The sequence below is a fragment of the Neisseria sp. N95_16 genome, assembly GCF_002551535.2.
Taxonomy (GTDB): domain Bacteria; phylum Pseudomonadota; class Gammaproteobacteria; order Burkholderiales; family Neisseriaceae; genus Neisseria; species Neisseria brasiliensis.
Genome location: NZ_PDBT02000047.1, coordinates 1 through 19,349 on the forward strand (window position 1 = coordinate 1; position 19,349 = coordinate 19,349).

At 52.5% G+C, this 19,349-nt stretch carries 16 protein-coding genes and 1 pseudogene; 9 read left to right on the top strand and 8 right to left on the bottom strand.

The window, feature by feature from the left end; all coding sequences use genetic code 11:
• The first annotated feature begins 262 nt into the window (after positions 1-262).
• The gene (gene rmuC / locus CRG49_RS08325) at positions 263-1,747 is read left to right on the top strand and encodes a DNA recombination protein RmuC (protein ID WP_095501745.1); all 1,485 of its coding nucleotides are present in this window, start codon (positions 263-265) and stop codon (positions 1,745-1,747) included.
• Between the two features lie 82 nt (positions 1,748-1,829).
• Here rmuC and ppk2 read toward each other — a convergent pair whose 3' ends face one another.
• A complete protein-coding gene (gene ppk2, locus CRG49_RS08330; RefSeq protein ID WP_095501746.1) occupies positions 1,830-2,759 on the bottom strand; it encodes a polyphosphate kinase 2 in 930 nt (309 codons plus the stop codon).
• Between the two features lie 173 nt (positions 2,760-2,932).
• On the opposite strand from ppk2, the gene CRG49_RS08335 reads away from it, so the two are divergent.
• Positions 2,933-4,735 carry a bifunctional chorismate-binding protein/class IV aminotransferase gene (locus CRG49_RS08335; RefSeq protein WP_095501747.1) on the top strand — a complete coding sequence of 601 codons (1,803 nt, stop codon included), beginning with the start codon at positions 2,933-2,935 and terminating at the stop codon, positions 4,733-4,735.
• A gap of 51 nt (positions 4,736-4,786) precedes the next feature.
• Here CRG49_RS08335 and CRG49_RS08340 read toward each other — a convergent pair.
• Both CRG49_RS08340 and CRG49_RS08345 read right to left on the bottom strand, forming a co-directional pair.
• A pseudogene (locus CRG49_RS08340) lies at positions 4,787-5,878 on the bottom strand (MFS transporter); the annotation flags it as partial.
• Positions 5,854-6,693 carry a LacI family DNA-binding transcriptional regulator gene (locus CRG49_RS08345; RefSeq protein WP_229436909.1) on the bottom strand — a complete coding sequence of 280 codons (840 nt, stop codon included), beginning with the start codon at positions 6,691-6,693 and terminating at the stop codon, positions 5,854-5,856. The gene CRG49_RS08345 and the pseudogene CRG49_RS08340, both read right to left, overlap by 25 nt.
• Before the next feature lie 419 nt (positions 6,694-7,112).
• Here CRG49_RS08345 and pgi point away from each other — a divergent pair, with 419 nt between their 5' ends.
• Complete coding sequence (pgi, locus tag CRG49_RS08350) at positions 7,113-8,741, top strand: glucose-6-phosphate isomerase (protein WP_095501748.1); 1,629 nt, start codon at positions 7,113-7,115, stop codon at positions 8,739-8,741.
• A 287-nt stretch (positions 8,742-9,028) separates the two neighbouring features.
• Here pgi and dapD read toward each other — a convergent pair whose 3' ends face one another.
• The 4 genes from dapD to fur all read right to left on the bottom strand — a co-directional run bounded on the left by dapD (position 9,029) and on the right by fur (position 11,395).
• Entirely contained in the window at positions 9,029-9,850 is an 822-nt protein-coding gene (dapD, locus tag CRG49_RS08355; RefSeq protein WP_095501749.1) for a 2,3,4,5-tetrahydropyridine-2,6-dicarboxylate N-succinyltransferase, read from the bottom strand.
• Between the two features lie 12 nt (positions 9,851-9,862).
• Entirely contained in the window at positions 9,863-10,015 is a 153-nt protein-coding gene (locus CRG49_RS13165; RefSeq protein ID WP_154143226.1) for a hypothetical protein, read from the bottom strand.
• Complete coding sequence (gene aat / locus CRG49_RS08360; RefSeq protein WP_095501750.1) at positions 10,012-10,734, bottom strand: leucyl/phenylalanyl-tRNA--protein transferase; 723 nt, start codon at positions 10,732-10,734, stop codon at positions 10,012-10,014. Before aat ends, CRG49_RS13165 begins: the two co-directional genes overlap by 4 nt.
• 217 nt (positions 10,735-10,951) lie before the next feature.
• The gene (fur, locus tag CRG49_RS08365) at positions 10,952-11,395 is read right to left on the bottom strand and encodes a ferric iron uptake transcriptional regulator (RefSeq protein WP_304528861.1); all 444 of its coding nucleotides are present in this window, start codon (positions 11,393-11,395) and stop codon (positions 10,952-10,954) included.
• Positions 11,396-11,612: 217 nt separating this feature from the next.
• On the opposite strand from fur, the gene CRG49_RS08370 reads away from it, so the two are divergent.
• The 6 genes from CRG49_RS08370 (at position 11,613) to CRG49_RS08395 (ending at position 17,256) form a co-directional block, all read left to right on the top strand.
• Positions 11,613-12,011, top strand: a complete 399-nt coding sequence (locus CRG49_RS08370; RefSeq protein ID WP_095501752.1) for an outer membrane protein assembly factor BamE — start codon at positions 11,613-11,615, stop codon at positions 12,009-12,011.
• A 15-nt stretch (positions 12,012-12,026) separates the two neighbouring features.
• Positions 12,027-12,833: a 4-hydroxy-tetrahydrodipicolinate reductase gene (gene dapB / locus CRG49_RS08375; protein WP_095501753.1), complete on the top strand. Its 807-nt coding sequence runs from the start codon at positions 12,027-12,029 to the stop codon at positions 12,831-12,833.
• Positions 12,834-13,016: 183 nt separating this feature from the next.
• On the top strand, positions 13,017-14,291 hold the full coding sequence (locus tag CRG49_RS08380) for an AmpG family muropeptide MFS transporter (protein WP_195690067.1): 1,275 nt from the start codon (positions 13,017-13,019) through the stop codon (positions 14,289-14,291).
• A 56-nt stretch (positions 14,292-14,347) separates the two neighbouring features.
• The gene (locus CRG49_RS08385) at positions 14,348-14,560 is read left to right on the top strand and encodes a hypothetical protein (RefSeq protein WP_095501755.1); all 213 of its coding nucleotides are present in this window, start codon (positions 14,348-14,350) and stop codon (positions 14,558-14,560) included.
• Between the two features lie 239 nt (positions 14,561-14,799).
• Positions 14,800-16,614, top strand: a complete 1,815-nt coding sequence (gene hutW, locus CRG49_RS08390; RefSeq protein WP_095501756.1) for a heme anaerobic degradation radical SAM methyltransferase ChuW/HutW — start codon at positions 14,800-14,802, stop codon at positions 16,612-16,614.
• A 24-nt stretch (positions 16,615-16,638) separates the two neighbouring features.
• Positions 16,639-17,256 (top strand): NAD(P)H-binding protein, encoded by a 618-nt coding sequence (locus CRG49_RS08395; RefSeq protein ID WP_095501757.1) that lies wholly within the window; start codon positions 16,639-16,641, stop codon positions 17,254-17,256.
• Between the two features lie 461 nt (positions 17,257-17,717).
• On the opposite strand, the gene CRG49_RS08400 is transcribed toward CRG49_RS08395, so the two are convergent.
• A complete protein-coding gene (locus CRG49_RS08400; RefSeq protein ID WP_095501758.1) occupies positions 17,718-19,091 on the bottom strand; it encodes a chloride channel protein in 1,374 nt (457 codons plus the stop codon).
• Positions 19,092-19,349 lie beyond the last annotated feature (258 nt).

A 19,349-nucleotide genomic window follows, 5' to 3' on the forward strand; every position in this document is an offset into this window, starting at 1 on the left:
TTGCGGTTCTCGCCATTGTTTGTGTTTGCCTATATTTCGTTGGAATATAGGGTTAAAATAGGGCTCTTTTGGGCTTATTCAAATTAGGGACACGCCCTAGCACCCAGAATATCACCCCCTCCCCTGACGCCCGCCCATCAAGACACCAGTTTAGTTTCCATCATGATGAAAGTTTCACACTTGCAGGTAAAGGCCGTCTGAAAGCTTTCCTTAAACATGCTATAGTTCAGCGTTTCATCATTCTTTTTTCAGACGGCCTCATATGTCCGATTTCAGCCTCTATCTGATTGCCACCGCGCTGGCCGCTTTATTGCTAGGCGCGCTGATGGCATGGCTTTTTACCCGTCATGCCGCGCAAGCGCAGCAGTTTGCGCTGCGCCAACAGCTTGCCGAACGCACGCAGCAGCATGAGTTTGCCACGCAAGCACTTACCCACACCGAAGCCGAACTGGCCGACAGCCGCCGCGAAATTCAAGATTTGCACACTGAAACCCAAGAGCTGCACAGCCGCTTTGCCGCCGCCTGCCAGCAAATCGAATATTTGCAGCAGCGCGAAGACGAAGCAGGCCGTCTGAAACAGGATTATCAAGATTTGCAGCAAACCGTGCAAAATCTGCAAATCCGCAACGAGCGTCTCTACACCCAAATCGAGCAGGAACGCCAAGCCGCCGACGACAAGCTTCTGCTGCTGACCGAAGCGCGCCAAAGCCTGAGCGACCAATTCCATAATCTTGCCAACCAAATTCTGGAAGAAAAAAGCCGCCGCTTCACCGAGCAAAACCGCGAGCATTTGGGGCAGCTGCTGCACCCTCTTAACGAACGCATTCACGGCTTCAGCGAGCTGGTGCAAAACACCTACGAAAAAGAAGCCCGCGAGCGCCTGACCTTGGAAAACGAGCTTAAACGTTTGCAAAGCCTCAATGCCCAGCTTCACCACGATGCCAAAGCCCTGACCGACGCGCTCACTGGCACGCAAAACAAAACGCAGGGCAACTGGGGCGAAATGATTTTGGAAACGGTGCTGGAAAATTCCGGTCTGCAAAAAGGGCGCGAATACATCATCCAAGCCGCCACCACACGCACAGAAGAAGACGGCAGCACCCGCCGCCTGCAGCCCGATGTGTTAATCAACCTGCCCGACAACAAACAAATCGTCATTGACGCCAAAGTCTCGCTCACCGCCTACACGCGCTATGTGCAGGCGCAGCAGCCCGAGGAAGCCGCACGCGAACTGGCCGCCCACACCGCCAGCATCCGCACCCACATCAAAGCCTTGTCGCGCAAGGATTACACCGATTTGGAAGGCGTGAACACGCTGGATTTTGTGTTTATGTTTATCCCGGTCGAACCGGCCTACCTGCTCGCGCTGCAACATGATGGTAATTTGTTTCAAGAATGCTTCGACAAACGCATCATGCTGGTCGGCCCCAGCACCCTGCTCGCCACCTTACGCACCGTCGCCAATATCTGGCGCAACGAACAGCAAAACCAAAACGCGCTGGCGATTGCCGAAGAAGGCGGCAAGCTGTATGACAAATTTGTCGGCTTTGTTGCCACTTTAGACGGTGTGGGCAAAAACCTCGAGCAAGCGCAAAACCAATTTCAGACGGCCTACAAACAGCTCACCGAAGGCCGCGGCAACTTGGTCAACCGCGCCGAGAAATTGCGTCTGCTCGGTGTGAAAGCAGGCAAGCAGTTGGATAAACGCTTGGTGGACAATGCGCAGGATAATTTGCTGGGAGAGTAAAGAATATAAAACGCCGAATAAAGAAAGGCCGTCTGAAACCCAATCAGGTTTCAGACGGCCTTGAACATTACTTCAGCGCAGATTAATCGTGACCGATTTCAATTTGCTGTTGTTGGTAGCGCACATTAGGCGACAAGATGATTTTGTCGTCAACTTTGCCGATGGCTTTTTCATCTTTGCCCGGATAATCCAAGCTGTGCAAGAAATGGCGGATACAGTTCAGACGCGCGCGTTTTTTGTCGTCGGAACGGATAATCGTCCATGGCGCATCGCCGGTGTGGGTGTGGAAGAACATGGCGTCTTTGGCTTCGGTGTAGTCGTCCCAACGGTCGAGCGATTGGATGTCCACAGGTGAAAGTTTCCAATGTTTCAGCGGGTCGTCGCGGCGGGAAATGAAGCGGCGCAATTGTTCTTCGCGGCTCACGGAGAACCAAAACTTAAACAAATGGATCCCACTGGCCACCAGCATGCGCTCGAATTCAGGCGCTTGGCGCATAAACAGCAGATATTCGTTTGGCTCGCAAAAGCCCATCACCCGCTCGACACCGGCGCGGTTGTACCATGAGCGGTCGAAAAAAACAATTTCACCGGCAGTCGGCAGGTTGGTGATGTAACGCTGGAAATACCATTGGCCGCGTTCGGTGGTAGTTGGTTTTTCCAAAGCCACCACACGTGCGCCACGCGGATTTAAGTGTTCCATAAAGCGTTTGATGGTGCCGCCCTTACCTGCGGCATCACGGCCTTCAAACAGGCAGACAATGCGCTGGCCGGATTCTTTGACCCAGCTTTGCACTTTCAGCAATTCGATTTGCAGCTTTTTCTTTTCACGCTCATACACGGCACGGCGCATGCGTTGGCGGTAAGGATAGCTTTCCGGCAAAGGCGCGGAATTGGAATCTTCTGAGGTCACTTGACCTTCGTATTCCAATACGGTTTTCTCAAAAACTTCCAATTTATCTTCCGCTACATCGGTTTTGACTTCTTCAAAAGGTTGCAATTGTGTTTCTGTCATCTTAACTCCTATCATGGAAAAGGTTTTTTAGTGGTATAATTTCTTTTCACGCTTATTTTAACGCGTTTCCACGCCTTCAGCCTACATAATCTTACAAATTTATGAAGCGTCGGTTTTCCTCTGCTAATTTATGTAAATTTAGTGTATAATCAATTCACTTATCTGTTGTCATCATGTCTTTTTTCGCACTTCTCGACGATGCCGTTTCCGGTCGGGCAAAACTCTATCAAAATCATCAACAAAGCCATTTTTTATCCGCGCACCAGCTCGATACGCTGGATGATATTTTGCAGCAAGGTTGGCAAAACGGCTGGTTTGCGCTGTTGTGTGCAGACTACGCTTTCGGCTTGCCATTATTAAACCTGCCTGCCGAACACAGCGGCTGCTTAGCCGTGCATTGGTTTGCCAACTGCGAAGCGGTAGATGCACCAGCATGGCTCGACACGCATTCAGACGGCCTATTCTGCGGCATCAGCACGCCGCAAAATAATGTTTCTAAAACCGATTATCTGCACGCCATCAGCGAGATTCACGAAGCCATCCGCCGTGGCGACACTTATCAAATCAACTATACCACCCGCCTGCATTTCGACACCTACGGCAACCCGATTGACTTATACCGGCGCTTGCGTCAGCCCGTGCCTTATGCCGCCTTATGCCACCTGCCCGATTCAGACGGCCTCGATATGTGGACTTTGTGTTTTTCGCCCGAGCTTTTTCTCAACATCGCTTCAGACGGCCTCATCACCACCGAACCGATGAAAGGCACGGCGCCGATTTTAAACGACGGCCACGATGCGCAACGCGCCGCCGAATTACGCAACGACCCAAAAAACCGCGCTGAAAACATCATGATTGTCGATTTATTGCGCAACGATTTGGGCAAAATCGCACAAACCGGCTCCGTGTGTGTACCGGAGCCGTTCAAGGTATCGCAGTTTGGCAGCGTGTGGCAGATGACCAGCGCGATTGAAGCACAAGCGCAGCCGCACACCCGCGCCGCCGATATTTTCCGCGCGGCCTTCCCCTGCGGCTCGATTACCGGTGCGCCCAAACGCATGAGCATGAGTCTCATCAATCAGCTTGAAACCGCACCACGCGGCTTATACACCGGCAGCATCGGTTTTCTCAATCCTTGCGGCAGCGGCTTGGGCTTTGAAGGCGTGTTGAACGTAGTGATCCGCACATTGACACTCAGGCCGTCTGAAAATCAAACATCCGCTGCTAATTTTCACGCCGAATACGGTGTCGGCTCGGGGATTGTCATCGACAGCCAAGCCGAAGCGGAATGGGCGGAATGCGGCTGGAAAGCGCGTTTTCTCACCGATTTGCGGCCGGATTTCGGTATTTTTGAAACACTGCGCATCGAGCAAAACCAATGCGCTTTATTGGCACGGCATTTAGGCCGTCTGAATGCATCGGCGCAAGCCTTGAATCTGCCTTTAAATGCGGATTTTGCCGCACAAATCCATGATTATCTGGCGCAGATGCCGTCTGAAACGCAGCGTTTGAAAATCGCGCTACTGCCTGAAAACAAGGGCGAACTGGTGTTTACGCACGCGCCATTGGCCGAACTGGCCGGCAGGCAGTCGGTCATCATCAGCGATGATGTTTTACCAAATCGCGATGCCCTGCGCCGCTTCAAAACCACCCGCCGCGAGTGTTTCGACCACGCATGGCAACACGCTGCCGAACAAGGCGCATTTGATGCACTGTTTTTCAATTCAGACGGCCTGTTGCTCGAAGGTGGCCGCAGCAATGTGTTTATCAAAATCGACGGCGAGTGGCATACCCCTGCTTTGGATTTATCTATTCTCAACGGCGTGATGCGACAGGAAGTGTTAGACCATCCGCAGCAGTATCTGCACACGGACAAAGTGCTTGAGAGCCACATCACGCGCGATATGCTGCACCGCGCCGAAAGAATTTGCTTGAGCAATGCTTTACGTGGTGTGTTTGACGTGGATTTAACATAACACAAGGCCGTCTGAAATATTTCAGACGGCCTTGCTCTTAACGGCTTTTAATTACGCCGCATTATTTTCTACACCGGCAGGCTTGTTGGTGGTTTTAATCAACAAGGTCAGGAAGGCGGCAATCGCCAAGAATACGCCGGCAAAAGTCATGGCGTTGGCCGGATTTGAACCCAAGAAGGTGTCGTAAATCCAACCGAAAGTCACGGTTTCGATCAGCATTGGAATCACGATCGTCATGTTCACAATACCCATATACACGCCGTAACGCTCTTTCGGAATCGCATGCACCACAATCATAAACGGCACACCCATCATCGACGCCCAACCAATACCGAAACCGATCATCGGGGCGAACATCAGATATTTGTTGCTGATGTGCGGAATGGCCAGCAACGCCAAGGCAGCCAATGTTACGGCAAACGCATGCACGTATTTGGCGGCGTATTTTTTCGCCATCCACATCAGGCCGAAAGCGGAAATGAAGGTGACGATGTTGTAAAAACCGTTGACCAAACCGGTCCATGCCACGGCTTGTTCGTAAGCGGCTTTGTCGGCAGAAGTCGAGTTCCACACCGATTGCACAATACTGTGTGAAATGCATTGCCAGTAGATAAACAGCGCATACCATTGGAACAAGTAAACCAAAGCCAATTGCCACAAAGCAAACGGCATTTCTTTAATCGCAATAAAGATTTCGGCGATGGCAGATTGCTCTTTTTTCGCACGCAGGGCAGCCATTTCTTCGGCAGAAGGCTCGTGTTCAGGCGTAGACAACACGGTCACCAGCACCGAACCAATCGAACACACGGCACCAATATAGAACGAACCGAATACCCAGTAAGGAATGCCAGCTTCAGAAGTCTGCTGTAACCAGCCGATTTGCTGGAAGATATACAGCGACACGTTGGCCAAGGTAATACCCAAACCGGTAAACACAGATTGCATCAAGAAACCGCTGGCTTGTTGGTGCTCCGGCACGGTATCGGCGATAAAGGCGCGGAACGGTTCCATCGCGGTATTATTGGAAATGTCCAACAGCCACAACAGCAAAACAGCCACCCACAACGCGGTCACGTGCGGATAAATAAACAGACACAAGCTACAACCGATTGCGCCAATCAAGAAATACGGACGACGGCGACCCGCAAACCGCGCGTACGCAGAATACCGTACACCCGCACCGCCATTTCATCATTGCCGCAGCAAATCACCGTCGGCGGCTGCGGCAACGCCAATAATTTCACAATCGCCGCCACCAAAGGCGCACTGTCATAATCAAAATCGGCATAGCCGGTCTGCACCAAATCGGCATCAAACGCGATACCGGCATCGGCCAAAGCGCGGCGGTAGCCGGCCACACGCAAAGGTGTGGCTTCAATACCCGGCTGCAAGGTCACATACGCAATACGGCTGTGCCCGTGGCGGATGATCCGGCGCACCAAATCATATTGTCCTTGTTCATCATCAGGCAAAACCGACGGCGTGCCGATTTTATCGAAGCAATTCACCAACACAATCGGGCAGGCATGGCTGACATCGGGCAGCACCACTTCCTGATGATATTGCGCCACATACAAAATGCCTTCGGCGCGGTGTTCCATAAAGGTACGGATTAAAGGTTCAATATCGGCTCGGTTGTCGATGTCGGCAATCATCAAGGTTTTGCCTTGTGCCCGTATGCTTTGCTGAATGCCTTTCATCAAAAACACATCGAGCAAACCATGAATGCGGTTGGCCTCACCCACCCGCGAAATCGCGCCGGTAATCAGCCCCACAATCCCCGAACGGCTGGAGCGCATCACTCTGGCCGCTGATGACGGGATGTAACCCAAGGCCGCAATGGCCGTTTCCACTTTGGCACGCGTTTTGTCGCTGACCGGCGCATCACCGTTAATCACCCGGCTGACCGTCTTCGGCGACACCCCCGCCCGAACGGCAACATCGTAAATTGTAGCCATCTTACGACTTCCGAACCTGATTTATTTCAATAATATTACGCAGAATAGCACAGCGGTCATCGATGTCATAACACTCTTTAACAAAACATTGACAGGAATCAAGCAACAACCCCATTTTTACGCATGTTGTTTCAATATTTTTGCTTTTTAAAAGACCAAGTTACCCACCTTTTAAAATTTTGTTACACTACAAGCCACTACACACGCACAATCATTGCGTTTTAAAAAGGCTTTTACCTGATTTCATCAAAATGAATCCGATTATCACAATTTTGCAACAATCCCCGCCTATGATTTGTTAACATAGTATAATTTTATTTTCAGACGGCAATTCAATGAGCTAAATAAATCGCTTTAGCCTGAATTGATTAAAGTTTGAGTAGATTTGTCCCTGCCGTTATTTAGCCGAAGGATAAAATATGACGTTCTCCGAAGCATGGCAACAGCTTGCCGAGCATCAACAGGCCACCGCCAACATCCACATGCGCGACCAATTTGCCGAAGATGTGCAGCGTTTTGACAACATGCACGAAACCTTACACGGCTTGTTATTCGATTACAGCAAAAACCGCGTTAACGACGAAACACTTGTTCTTTTATGTCAACTGGCTGAAGCCGCCAAGCTGCCCGAAGCCATGCAGGCCATGCAGCGCGGCGACAAAATCAACACCAGCGAACAACGCGCCGCCCTACACACTGCCTTAAGGTCGTCTGAAAACGCTGCGCCGATTATGGTTGACGGTGAAAACATCATCCCCAAGCTCCATCACGAACTTGACCGCGCCTTGGCCTTTGCCGAGAGCATCATCAGCGGCAACCACACCGGCATCACCGGCAAACGCATCACCGATTTCGTCCACATCGGCATCGGCGGCTCGGATTTGGGCCCGCAAATGTGCGCGCAATCGCTGTATGACTACCGCAAAAACGTGCGCGTACATTTCATCAGCAATTCCGACGATGCCGACATCGCGCAAAAGCTGGAACAACTCAATCCCGAAACCACCGTCTTCAGCATCGCCAGCAAATCCTTCGGTACCCCCGAAACCCTGCTCAACGCTCATGCCGCGCGCCAATGGTATAAAGCCGCCGGCTTGCCTGAATCGGGCATTGCACGCCATTTCTGCGCCATTTCAAGCGATGTCGCCGCTGCTGAAAACTTCGGCATTCCGGCCGAACGCGTATTTGCTATGTTCGACTGGGTCGGCGGCCGCTATTCCGTGTGGTCAACCATCGGCCTGCCTTTGATGGTGGCGGTGGGTGAAACACGTTTCCGCGAATTTTTAAGCGGCGCCCACGCCATGGACGAACATTTCTTCAACGCCCCATTGCGCCACAATATTCCCGTATTGATGGCCTTGCTGCATGTTTGGTACAACAATTTTTACGGTTCAGACGGCCACACCGCCGTGCCGTACAGCCACAACATGCGCCGCTTCCCCGCATGGCTCAACCAATTGGACATGGAAAGCTGCGGCAAAAGCCGCACCATTGACGGTGAAAAAGTCGGCCACAAAACCGGCGGCATCGTGTTCGGCGAAGAAGGCGTCAACTGCCAGCATGCCTATTTCCAACTGCTGCACCAAGGCACGCGCCTGATTCCGGTTGATTTCATCGTGCCGATGACCACGCCGCACCAAGTCGGCCGCCAACACCGCTTCACCGTTGCCAATGCTTTTGCCCAAGCCGAAGCGCTGATGAAGGGCAAAACGCTGGAAGAAGCGCGCGCCGAATTGGCTGACCTACCCGAAGCCGAACGCGAAGCACTCGCGCCGCACAAAGAATTCCCGGGCAACCGCCCAAGCAACAGCTTTTTGATTGACCGCCTGACACCGTTTAACTTAGGCATGCTGATGGCCGCTTACGAACACCGCACCTTTGCCGAAGGTGTGATTTGGGGGATTAACCCGTTCGACCAATGGGGCGTGGAATACGGTAAAGTGCTGGCAAAAAACATCGAGCCTGAATTGAAGCAAAACGATGATTTGGCGCACGACAGTTCGACGAATGGTTTGATTCGTTTTTACCGCAAGTGTCAGCAAAGCTGATTCTTTGAGCCCTTTGTAAAACTCCATAGCCAACAACAACCAAAGCTGCCGTCATTCCCGCGTAGGCGGGAATCCATCTTAATATTTAAGAAACTTTTTTATTCAATAGATTGCTTCACTCAAAAATGGATTCCCGCCTACGCGGGAATGACGACACTTATGTGTGTTCTGGCATTCGAATGAACTTTGCAAAGCTCTCTCGTTGTTTAAGCACAAACCATATAAAAGGCCGTCTGAAAGAAAATCTTTCAGACGGCCTTTTTATTCATGTGTCAAATCAACGCTGATTACACACCGCGCAACAATTCGTTCACGCTGGTTTTGGCGCGGGTTTGCGCGTCCACTTTTTTCACAATCACGGCGCAATACAGGCTGTGGCTGCCGTCGGCAGAAGGCATGCTGCCCGATACCACCACTGAACCGGCAGGTACGCGGCCTTGGTAGATTTCGCCGGTTTCACGATCCAAGATTTTGGTTGATTGACCGATGAACACGCCCATAGAAATCACGCTGCCTTCTTCCACAATCACGCCTTCAACGATTTCAGAACGTGCGCCGATGAAGCAGTTGTCTTCGATAATGGTCGGGCTGGCTTGCAACGGCTCCAATACGCCGCCGATGCCCACGCCGCCTGACAAGTGCACGTTTTTACCGATTTGCGCGCAAGAACCGACAGTCGCCCAAGTGTCCACCATCGCGCCTTCATCAACATACGCGCCGATGTTTACATATGATGGCATCAACACCACATTTTTGCCCACGAAGCTGCCGCGACGTGCTACGGCACCCGGCACCGCGCGGAAACCGGCAGCTTGGAATTCTTCTTCAGACCAATCGGCAAATTTAGTCGGCACTTTGTCGAAATATTTGTTCACACCGTCATTCAACACTTCGTTGTCTTGAATGCGGAAAGACAGCAACACGGCTTTTTTCGCCCATTCGTTGACTTTCCATTTGCCCACGCTCTCGCGCTCGGCCACGCGCAATTCGCCTGAATCCAATTGGCGCAATGTTTCCAATACGGCTTCTTTGACTTCAGGGGTCACGCTGGTCGGGGTGATGTCGGCGCGGTTTTCAAACGCGGTTTCGATGATGTTTTGCAATGACATGTTGATTCCTTGTTAAGTGGGGGTTGAGGCCGTCTGAACGCATAACATGGTTTCAGACGGCCTGTTGCAATGTTCTAACGCATTATTTTGCCATGTAAACGCGCTTTCGTCAGCTATTAGCGTGATTAGGCCGTCTGAAAAGTGTGTGGCGTTCTCATCATTCAAAGCGTCGTCCGCACCACTTCACAACCAATGGGCTTCGGCAACGGCATGGCGTTTAGCCTGTGTAAGGCCGTCTGAAAATCATGAAATTCGATTTGCTCCGAACCAAAGCGCGCCAAGTGTGCGGTGTCTTGCTGGCAGTCAATCAATGCAATGCCTCGTTCCGCCAAATAAGGCACGGCACAGGCAAAGGCGATTTTGGACGCATCAGGCGCCAAGGCAAACATGGATTCGCCGTAAAACACGCGCCCGATTTGCACGCCGTAAAAGCCGCCCGCCAGTTTCAGACGGCCTTGTTCGTTGGGATACCAACATTCAAACGAATGCGCGTGACCAATGTCGTGCAAACGTGCATAGGCCGTCTGAAACTCGGGCGCAATCCATGTGCCGCTTTGCTCCGGTCGCGACACGGCGGCGCAATGGCCGACTACGGCGGCAAAATCTTGGTTCACGCTCACCACATAAGGCTTGTTGCGCAAGGTTTTGGCTAAGGATTTGCCGATGTGGATTTTTTCGGGAAACAACACCGTGCGCGGTGCGGTAGCGAACCAGTAAAACAACCCATTTTCAGAAAACCACGGAAAAATGCCGCCGCGATAAGCCGACAGCAAACGCCCCTCGTCCAAATCCGCGCTCACGCCGACCAAGCCGTCGCAATGCGCCAACGCGTAATCGGGATTGGGAAAGCGGTAATCTTGTGGGGGTAGAAAGGGAATGTTCATTTTGCTTAGGCTGAGACCTTTGCAAAATCCCCATCTTTGGCACATTTCTTCGTTATGCGCTGCTCGAAAGCTTGCCTATCTTTGTGATATGTCTGCGCTTTCTGTGCTGCTCTAACTTCGAACTGCACTCAAACCTGGGGTTTTGCAAAGGTCTCAGGTTTAAAAAATTTCAGACGGCCTCACATCATGATGAGGCGTCTGAATATTAATATGACGATTAGCGTTTGTTTTTAGCTTGGCAATCCGCGCAGATGCCATACATATACAGAGCATGGTCAACAATGCGGTAGCCGTTTTCTTCGGCGATTTTGTCTTGCAAGGCTTCGATTTCTGCATTGTGGAATTCGGTTACCACGCCGCATTTTACGCAGACGATGTGGTCATGGTGGTCGCCTTTATCCAATTCATAAACCGCTTTGCCGGTTTCAAAATGGTGGCGTTGCAAAATGCCCGCTTGCTCAAATTGGGTCAACACGCGGTAAATCGTAGCCACGCCGATTTCAATGCCTTCGTCCAGCAAAATGCGGTACACGTCTTCGGCACTCAAATGCTCTTCGGCATGCGTTTCAAACAAGTCTAAGATTTTCAGGCGCGGACCGGTTACTTTCAAACCGCTGTCTTTCAATTGCGCAATATTGCTGAAATTTTCCATAGTATTCAATACCCCTGTGGTCTAATAACCGTTATAATACGCACTTTTAGGCCACTTGCCCACTATGAGATTATAAAGGTTTTCAATAAACTATCTTCATTATCTCAATACGATATGGGGGCAATCTTCCTAAATTTCCACTCTGAAGATGACTATCGTTTGCTTTTTAAACTTATTCAAGCGATGATGGCGTTTTCTTTTTCCGATTTCGATAGAAAGGTACACCGTGAATAAAACCTTATGTCTGGCCTTGGCCGCCCTGCTGGGTTTGGCAGCTTGTTCTGCCGAGCGCGTATCCCTTTTCCCTTCTTACAAATTACAAGTCGTACAAGGCAACGAATTGGATCCGCGTGCCGTTGTATCTTTGCAACCGGGCATGAGCCGCGACCAAGTGCAGCTGCTGTTGGGCACGCCTTTGTTGCAAGATGCTTTCCATGCCGACCGCTGGGACTACACCTTCAACACCAGCCGCAACGGCGTGATTAAAGACCAATCCAACCTGACCTTGCATTTTCAAAACAATGCCTTGGTGAAAGCGGAAGGCAACGCCATCCAAAAATCCATTGAAGCCTTGCAGGCGGAGCAAAAAGCCGCAGCCGAAGCTGCCGCCCCGGCCGCACAATAATTTTAAGGAATATTCATGACTGCATTAAAAGTGGCCATCGCCGGCGTGAACGGCCGCATGGGCAAAGTATTGGTTGAAGCGGTAAACAACCACCCTGATACCGTGTTATCCGGCGCCATCGAGCATTCCACTTCCGAAGCCTTGGGCTTGGATGCCGGCTTTGCTTTAGGCTTGAAAACCGGCGTGACCATCACCGACGATGTAGATGCCGTGTTGGCGCAAAGCGATGTGTTAATCGACTTCACCCGCCCTGAGCCAACCTTGAAACACCTGCAAAAATGTGTGGAACAAGGTGTCAACATCATCATCGGCACCACCGGTTTTGACGATGCAGGCAAAGCAGCGATTAAAGCCGCTGGTGACAAAATCGGCGTGGTGTTCTCCGCCAACTTCAGCGTGGGCGTGAACCTGACTTTTCACATTCTCGACACCGTTGCACGTGTATTGAACGAAGGCTACGACATCGAAATCATCGAAGGCCACCACCGCCACAAAGTCGATGCCCCAAGCGGCACGGCCTTGCGTATGGGTGAAGTAATTGCCGATGCACTCGGCCGCGATCTGAAAGAATGCGCCGTGTACGGCCGCGAAGGCCACACCGGCCCACGCGATCCATCAACCATCGGTTTTGCCACCGTGCGCGCGGGCGACATCGTCGGCGACCACACCGCATTGTTCGCCACCGACGGCGAGCGTGTGGAAATCACCCACAAAGCCAGCAGCCGCATGACCTTCGCCGCCGGTGCCGTACGCGCCGCCGTGTGGGTCAGCAGCCAAAAAGGTTTGTTCGACATGCAAGATGTATTGGGCTTGCGCAACTAATTGCCATATCTTTCGAGGCCGTCTGAAACGCGAATCAAGGTTTCAGACGGCCTTTTAGTATGGATTGGCTATTGATGAGGCTTTGCGAAGACCTCAATTAAAACGAATCTTTGCATTCAGACGGCCTGCAATATGGCTGATTTTGTTACAATACCGCCTTAATTAAATCGTTAGAATCCCGTCATGACTTCATCTCAAAACAGCACGCTCAAGCAGATTTTCTCGCGTCGTATGCTGATCTGTATTTTCACCGGTTTCACCTCCGGCCTGCCGCTGTATTTTCTCATCAACCTGATTCCGGCATGGCTGCGTAGCGAACACATCGATTTGAAAACCATCGGTCTGTTTGCCTTAATCGGTTTGCCGTTTACTTGGAAATTCATTTGGTCGCCAATCATGGATGCCGTGCGCCTGCCGTTTCTCGGCCGCCGCCGTGGCTGGATGCTGGTGACGCAAATCGGCTTGCTGGCGACTTTGATGGCCTATGCCTTTTTGAATCCGCATCAGCACATGGCGATTATCATGGGTTTGTCGGTGGTGGTGGCGTTTTTCTCGGCCAGTCAGGATATTGTGTTGGATGCCTTTCGCCGCGAAATCCTGCCCGACAGCGAATTGGGCTTGGGCAATGCCATTCACGTCAACGCCTACCGCATCGCCGCTTTAGTGCCCGGCTCGCTCAGCCTGATTTTGGCCGACATGATGCCGTGGCACAATGTGTTCATCATCACCGCGCTGTTTATGATTCCGGGCTTGTTGATGACGCTGTTTTTAGCACGCGAACCGGAATTACCGCCAAGTGCGCCGCGCACCTTCAAACAAACCGTGGTCGAACCTTTCAGCGAATTTTTCACGCGTAAAGGCGTGCAACAGGCGCTGCTGGTATTGGCGTTTATTTTCCTTTATAAACTCGGCGACAGCATGGCCACCGCCTTGGCCACGCCGTTTTATCTCGACATGGGCTACAGCAAAACCGACATCGGCATCATCGCCAAAAATGCCGGCCTGTGGCCTGCGGTGATTTTCGGCATCATCGGCGGCATTTGGATGCTGAAGCTGGGCATCAACAAAGCCCTGTGGCTGTTTGGCTTGGTGCAGATTGTGACGATTTTGGGCTTTGTGTGGCTGGCCGGATTCGGCAAATTTGAAGTGGTCACCGCCACCGAACGCATTATGCTGGCCGGTGTGATTGGCGCAGAAGCCGTCGGCGTGGGCTTGGGCACAGCCGCGTTCGTGGCCTACATGGCGCGCGAAACCAACCCTGCGTTTACCGCCACACAATTGGCACTGTTCACCAGCTTGGCCGCCGTGCCACGCACGTTTATCAACGCCACCACCGGCTATCTCATCGAATGGCTGGGCTATGTGAATTTCTTCTGGCTATGTTTCTTCTTGGCCGTACCGGGTATGCTGCTGCTGTTTAAAGTCGCGCCATGGAACGGCGAACGCATCCGCGCATAAGCCGCTTCCCGTTAACAGGCCGTCTGAAAGCTGCGTTTTCAGACGGCCTGTTTTGATTGGCGCGTCTAGTCAAAACAGCAACAAAGGCAAATGCGTCCGACTGGCAATGCGGCAATCCCGAAGTCAAATACCAACAAGCAGCTTTTGTGCAATCTGCGCAAAATACCATGCCTCTGTTTTCAGACGGCCTGCACTTAAACCGCCGTCCTGCCACCCACCGCCGCCAAACCTCTTTTGCCATTCTCTTCTATATATTTAATCCCAACTGATTTTCCCACTTTCAAACCGCTGTTCAGGCGGCCATCATCAGCCTGAACAACATGCAAGCGTTATGTCCTAATCTACACGCCAACCGTACCGGCCTTGTGCTGCCAAACACGGCAAACGGGGCATTTTCTGCGTTTAACATTCATATTTTATGATTGTTTTCATGGCGATTGACTTATATCAATAATTCTTTCCCGATAATTTGGTATAAAAGCAATCATTCTTATTTATTTTAAAAATCATGTTACAAACCCTACAATTCCAACCGAAACAGGCCGTACCCAAAGCCTTTCCCGAACGTCAGGCGCTGATGCCGATTTGGGGCGGCATTCCGCTGCCGCAACCGAAATGGCAGCAAACATTCGAACAAGCACTGCCGCATGCGCTCGATTCAGACGGCCTCGCTTATCTGCATATTCCCTTTTGCGCCAACCACTGCGTATTTTGCGGCTTTTACCGCAATGCGTGGAAAGACGGTTACAGCGCGGTTTACACCGATAAAATCATCGGCGAACTGCAACGCGAATCGGCCGTGCGCCAAGGCAGCGGCAAAATCCGTGCGGTATATTTCGGCGGCGGCACCCCGACGGCGCTGCACACAGCCGATTTGGTGCGTCTGGTCGAAGCCTGCTACCGCTATCTGCCACTGGCCGACGATTGCGAATTCACGCTCGAAGGCCGCATGAGCCATTTTGATTTGGACAAAGCGCGGGCGGCGGTCGAAGCCGGCGTCAACCGCATCTCCATTGGCGTGCAAACCTTCAACACCGCCATCCGCAAACGTTTGGGACGCAAACACGGCGGCGAAGAAGCGGCGGAATACCTGTGCCGTCTGGCGGATTTGAATGCCGTGACCGTGGCCGACTTGATTTTCGGTCTGCCGGGCCAAACCGACGACATTTGGCAGCAAGACATCGAAACCGCCGCCGCACTGCCGCTGTCGGGTTTGGACACTTACGCATTCAACCTTTATCCATTTCTGCCCATCAACCGCATGATTGAAAAAGGCGCGTTTGCCCAACCGGCCGGCTTCGACAGCCAGTCATTGCAATACGCTTATGCAGTCGGCCGACTGAACGAATTGAGCTGGCAGCAGGTCAGCAACAACCATTTTGCCTACCCTGAACGCGGCGAACGCAACCGCTACAACCAACTGGTCAAATCCGATATGCCGTGCCTGGCGTTCGGCTCGGGCGCAGGCGGCAACTTCGGCGGCTTCAGCTATCAGGTGCAGAGCGACTTACGCAGCTATCTGGCCACGCCCGAAGGCAGCAAAAGCCTGTCGTTTGTGAGCCGCAACGGCCGCCACAAAAAACTTCTGGCGCAAGTGCAACACGATATCGAACTGGGCCGTCTGAATACCGCGCTGTTTGCCGACAACGCCGAAGCCCGAAAATTATTGCAGCAATGGCAGGCCGCCTCGCTGCTTGAAACAGGTTCGGACGGCATCGCCCGCCTGAACACCAGCGGCCGCTACTGGTCGCCCACCCTCACCCGCAAGCTCATGCTTGCCTTACCGCAAACCGATGAAAAGGAAACCACCATGTCACAAGCGCTTTCAGCCGAACAGCAAACCGTTTTACGCAACACCTTGGCCGACAATCCTGGTCAGATTCTGGAAATGCTGGCCGGCATGCACCAATGTTCGCTCGAGCAGGCCATCGAGTGCCTGCCGCCGGAATTGGTGAAAAAAACCGACGGCAGCCGCATCGTCGAAATTTTACAGGCCATCGCCGCATGGGATGACGCCGTGACCTTTATCGCGCACACACCGGACGCCATCGTCGAAGTCACCTCCAAACTGCCAGGCGGCAAAATCGGCCGCGGCTTCTACAATTTCGAACATGCCGAAGAAGGCGGCGTGCACGGCCACATTTATTACGAAAACTGCGCCGCCATCTACCTGATCGAACGTCCGTTTATGGGCAAAGCCACCGTTTCGCTCAACTTCATCAACCGTCAGGGCGGCGCCATGTTCAAAATCTACGTCGGCCGCGACGAAAACGGCGAACTCAAAACCAAACAAATCGACGCCATGCGCGCCCTGTTTGCCTAAACACCGCCGCGAAAGGATGCCATCATGATTTTAGTATTCGGCGCCAACGGCGCTTCCGGCCGCGCACTGCTGCAACGGCTCGCCCCGGCAAACACCACCGCCGTATTGCGCAAAGCTCCCGAAGACGGCTTTTTCGACACCCTCGGCGTTCAGACGGCCTATGCAGACGCCCTGTCCGCAAACGACTGCGCCGAAGCGGTGCGCAACAGCCGTCCCCAACTGATCGTCAGCCTCGTCGGCGGCAAAAACGAACAAGGCGTGCGCAGCGATGCCGAGGGCAACATCAACATCATCCGAGCCGCGCAGCAACACGCCCCCGACGCACACATTGTATTGGTCACCAGCATGGGTTGCGGCGAACAATACGACCATATGAGCGAGACCTTCAAACAGGTGCTCGGCGAAGCGGTGCTGGCCAAAACCGAAGCGGAAAACGCACTAAAAAACAGCGGGTTGGCCTACACCATCGTCCGTCCGTGCGGCCTGAGTAACGGCGAAGACAGCAATTTTGCCCTGCATGAAATCATCACCGGTCCGCCAAGCCGCTACATGAGCCGCCACGGCCTGGCCGCCGCGCTGCAACACATCATCGACGCCCCCGACGTCCGCCGCGGCAAAGTGTATTCGGTAATGAGCGAATAAGGCCGGATTTGAAGCCGCAAAACAGCCGTTCAAACCTGAACACCGCGAAATCAAACGTCTCCTGCGCATTGCGGATACGGACAATCGCTTTGTTGCGGAAACCCAATGCCGCTATCCGTTTGTCGGCCTGGCAAAGGCCGTCTGAAAATCGATTCCGGTTTTCAGACGGCCTTTGGGTTTATAAAAATCAGTGGTGACGGTATTTCAGGCAGAATATTGAGATAAAATTGCTGGCTTTCTCCATTTCCGCAACAAAACTGCCGGCAAAAAATTTGTGCTTTTAGCGGCAAATGATTTCCAGCCAAAGTTTGTCCTCGCTGCTCGCAACAGAAACAGATGCCGATAAAAAAGGCCGTCTGAAAATCCGATAGGATTTTCAGACGGCCTTGGATTGAAAGCGTACGTTTCGCTGATGCGCTGATTCTATAATGATGAATTAAAAAATCAGACAATAATTTTTATCAAGATTCCGAAGCTTTGCTTTGTTGCTGCTGATACTCTTCCTTTACTCGCTGTCTGAATCTTGCACCGGCGGCATGGTAAAACGGTTTCGGTGAAAATTGTCTCGATACCTGCGAAGCGAAAATCGCGGCGATCAACAGCCAAAACAAAAGGTTCTGCCCGCCGGTCATTTCCATCACCACCACGCTGGAAGTAATCGGCGATTGAGTCGCGCCGGCCAAGAACCCGGCCATACACAGCAACACCACCACATTGACACCACTTTCCAATTGGCCGATGGCGGCAATGTGTTCGCCCAACATCGCACCGATGGTCAGCGACGGCGTGAAAATACCACCCGGAATACCCGCCCAATAAGAAAACACCGTCGCCAGCCATTTTGCCACCGCCACACCCGCCGGCGCATCGTACATTCGGCGCAATGCGCCTGAGGCTTCGTGATAGCCCGTACCGTAGGTTTGGCCTTGATACAACGTACCCAAAGCCGCCAGCAATAAGCCCATGATGGCGGCCAGCATCAGTGGGTGACGACGAATCCAGCCGCGGATTTTTTCCGGTGCATACGATGCCGCGCCTTTATACAACATGCGCGCGAACAGGCCGCCGGTGACACCACACAACAAACCCACCGCCAGCACCCACGTCAGCATATTGTCCAATTCGCTGCCGTGAAAGCCGGAAAAGTGTGGGTTGTTGCCTTGAATCGCCACTTGAATAAAACCCGCCGCCAATACGCCCAGCAGAATTTGTCGTTCCCAGCGCAGCAACACGCCGCGACCGAGCTCTTCAATGGCAAACACCACACCGGCCAAAGGCGCGTTAAACGCCGCCGCCAAACCACCGGCCGCACCGGCAGCCATCAAATCGTTTTCCTGCATGCCTTTAAAGGCAAGATTGTGTTTCTTACACCATGAACCCCACGCCGTCATCACCGCCGCGCCGACCTGCACCGACGGCCCTTCACGACCGATGGATGCACCGGCCAGCATGCCGAGAAAAGTCAGCGGGATTTTCAGCAAGGTTTGCCCGAGCGAAATCAGCCGCGTTTTTTGCGCACCGTGCGGCAGGCTCAACGACGCCAGCACCTGCGGAATGCCGCTGCCGACGGTATAAGGCGCGTAACGGCGTGTCAGCCATACAATCAGCGGCAAACCCAGCGGCAAAGCCACCCACGCAAACCACGTGTATTCCTGCACCAAATGCGCATTCAGTTCCAGCGCGTATTCGGCCATGTGCGCAAACAGCAGCGCCGTCAGCGCCACCAGCGCAGAGCCGACCAGCAGGAAGACGAATGACATGGTTTTGCGGGAGAGCCGCTCGGTTTGTTTGAGTTTGTGGGCGATTCGATAGCCAAGGGATTTCTTTTTCGGCATGATTTCGGCAATTTTTGCGGGGTTGAAAACAGCATTACGTTGAGAAATAAAAGTATAGCAAGGATTATTGTCAACAGGGTTTCAGACGGCCTTTTCATTCAAAATAATGCTTTAGGCCGTCTGAAAATATCCACAGCGCTATTTTTTCAGACGGCCTTACATTCGCATTTCAAGTGCAACGCTCAAATGCCATTGGCAAGGGCTGCTGAAAACAGATCACCCGGTGTCTCATAGTCCAATGTCTTTCTCGGTCGGCGG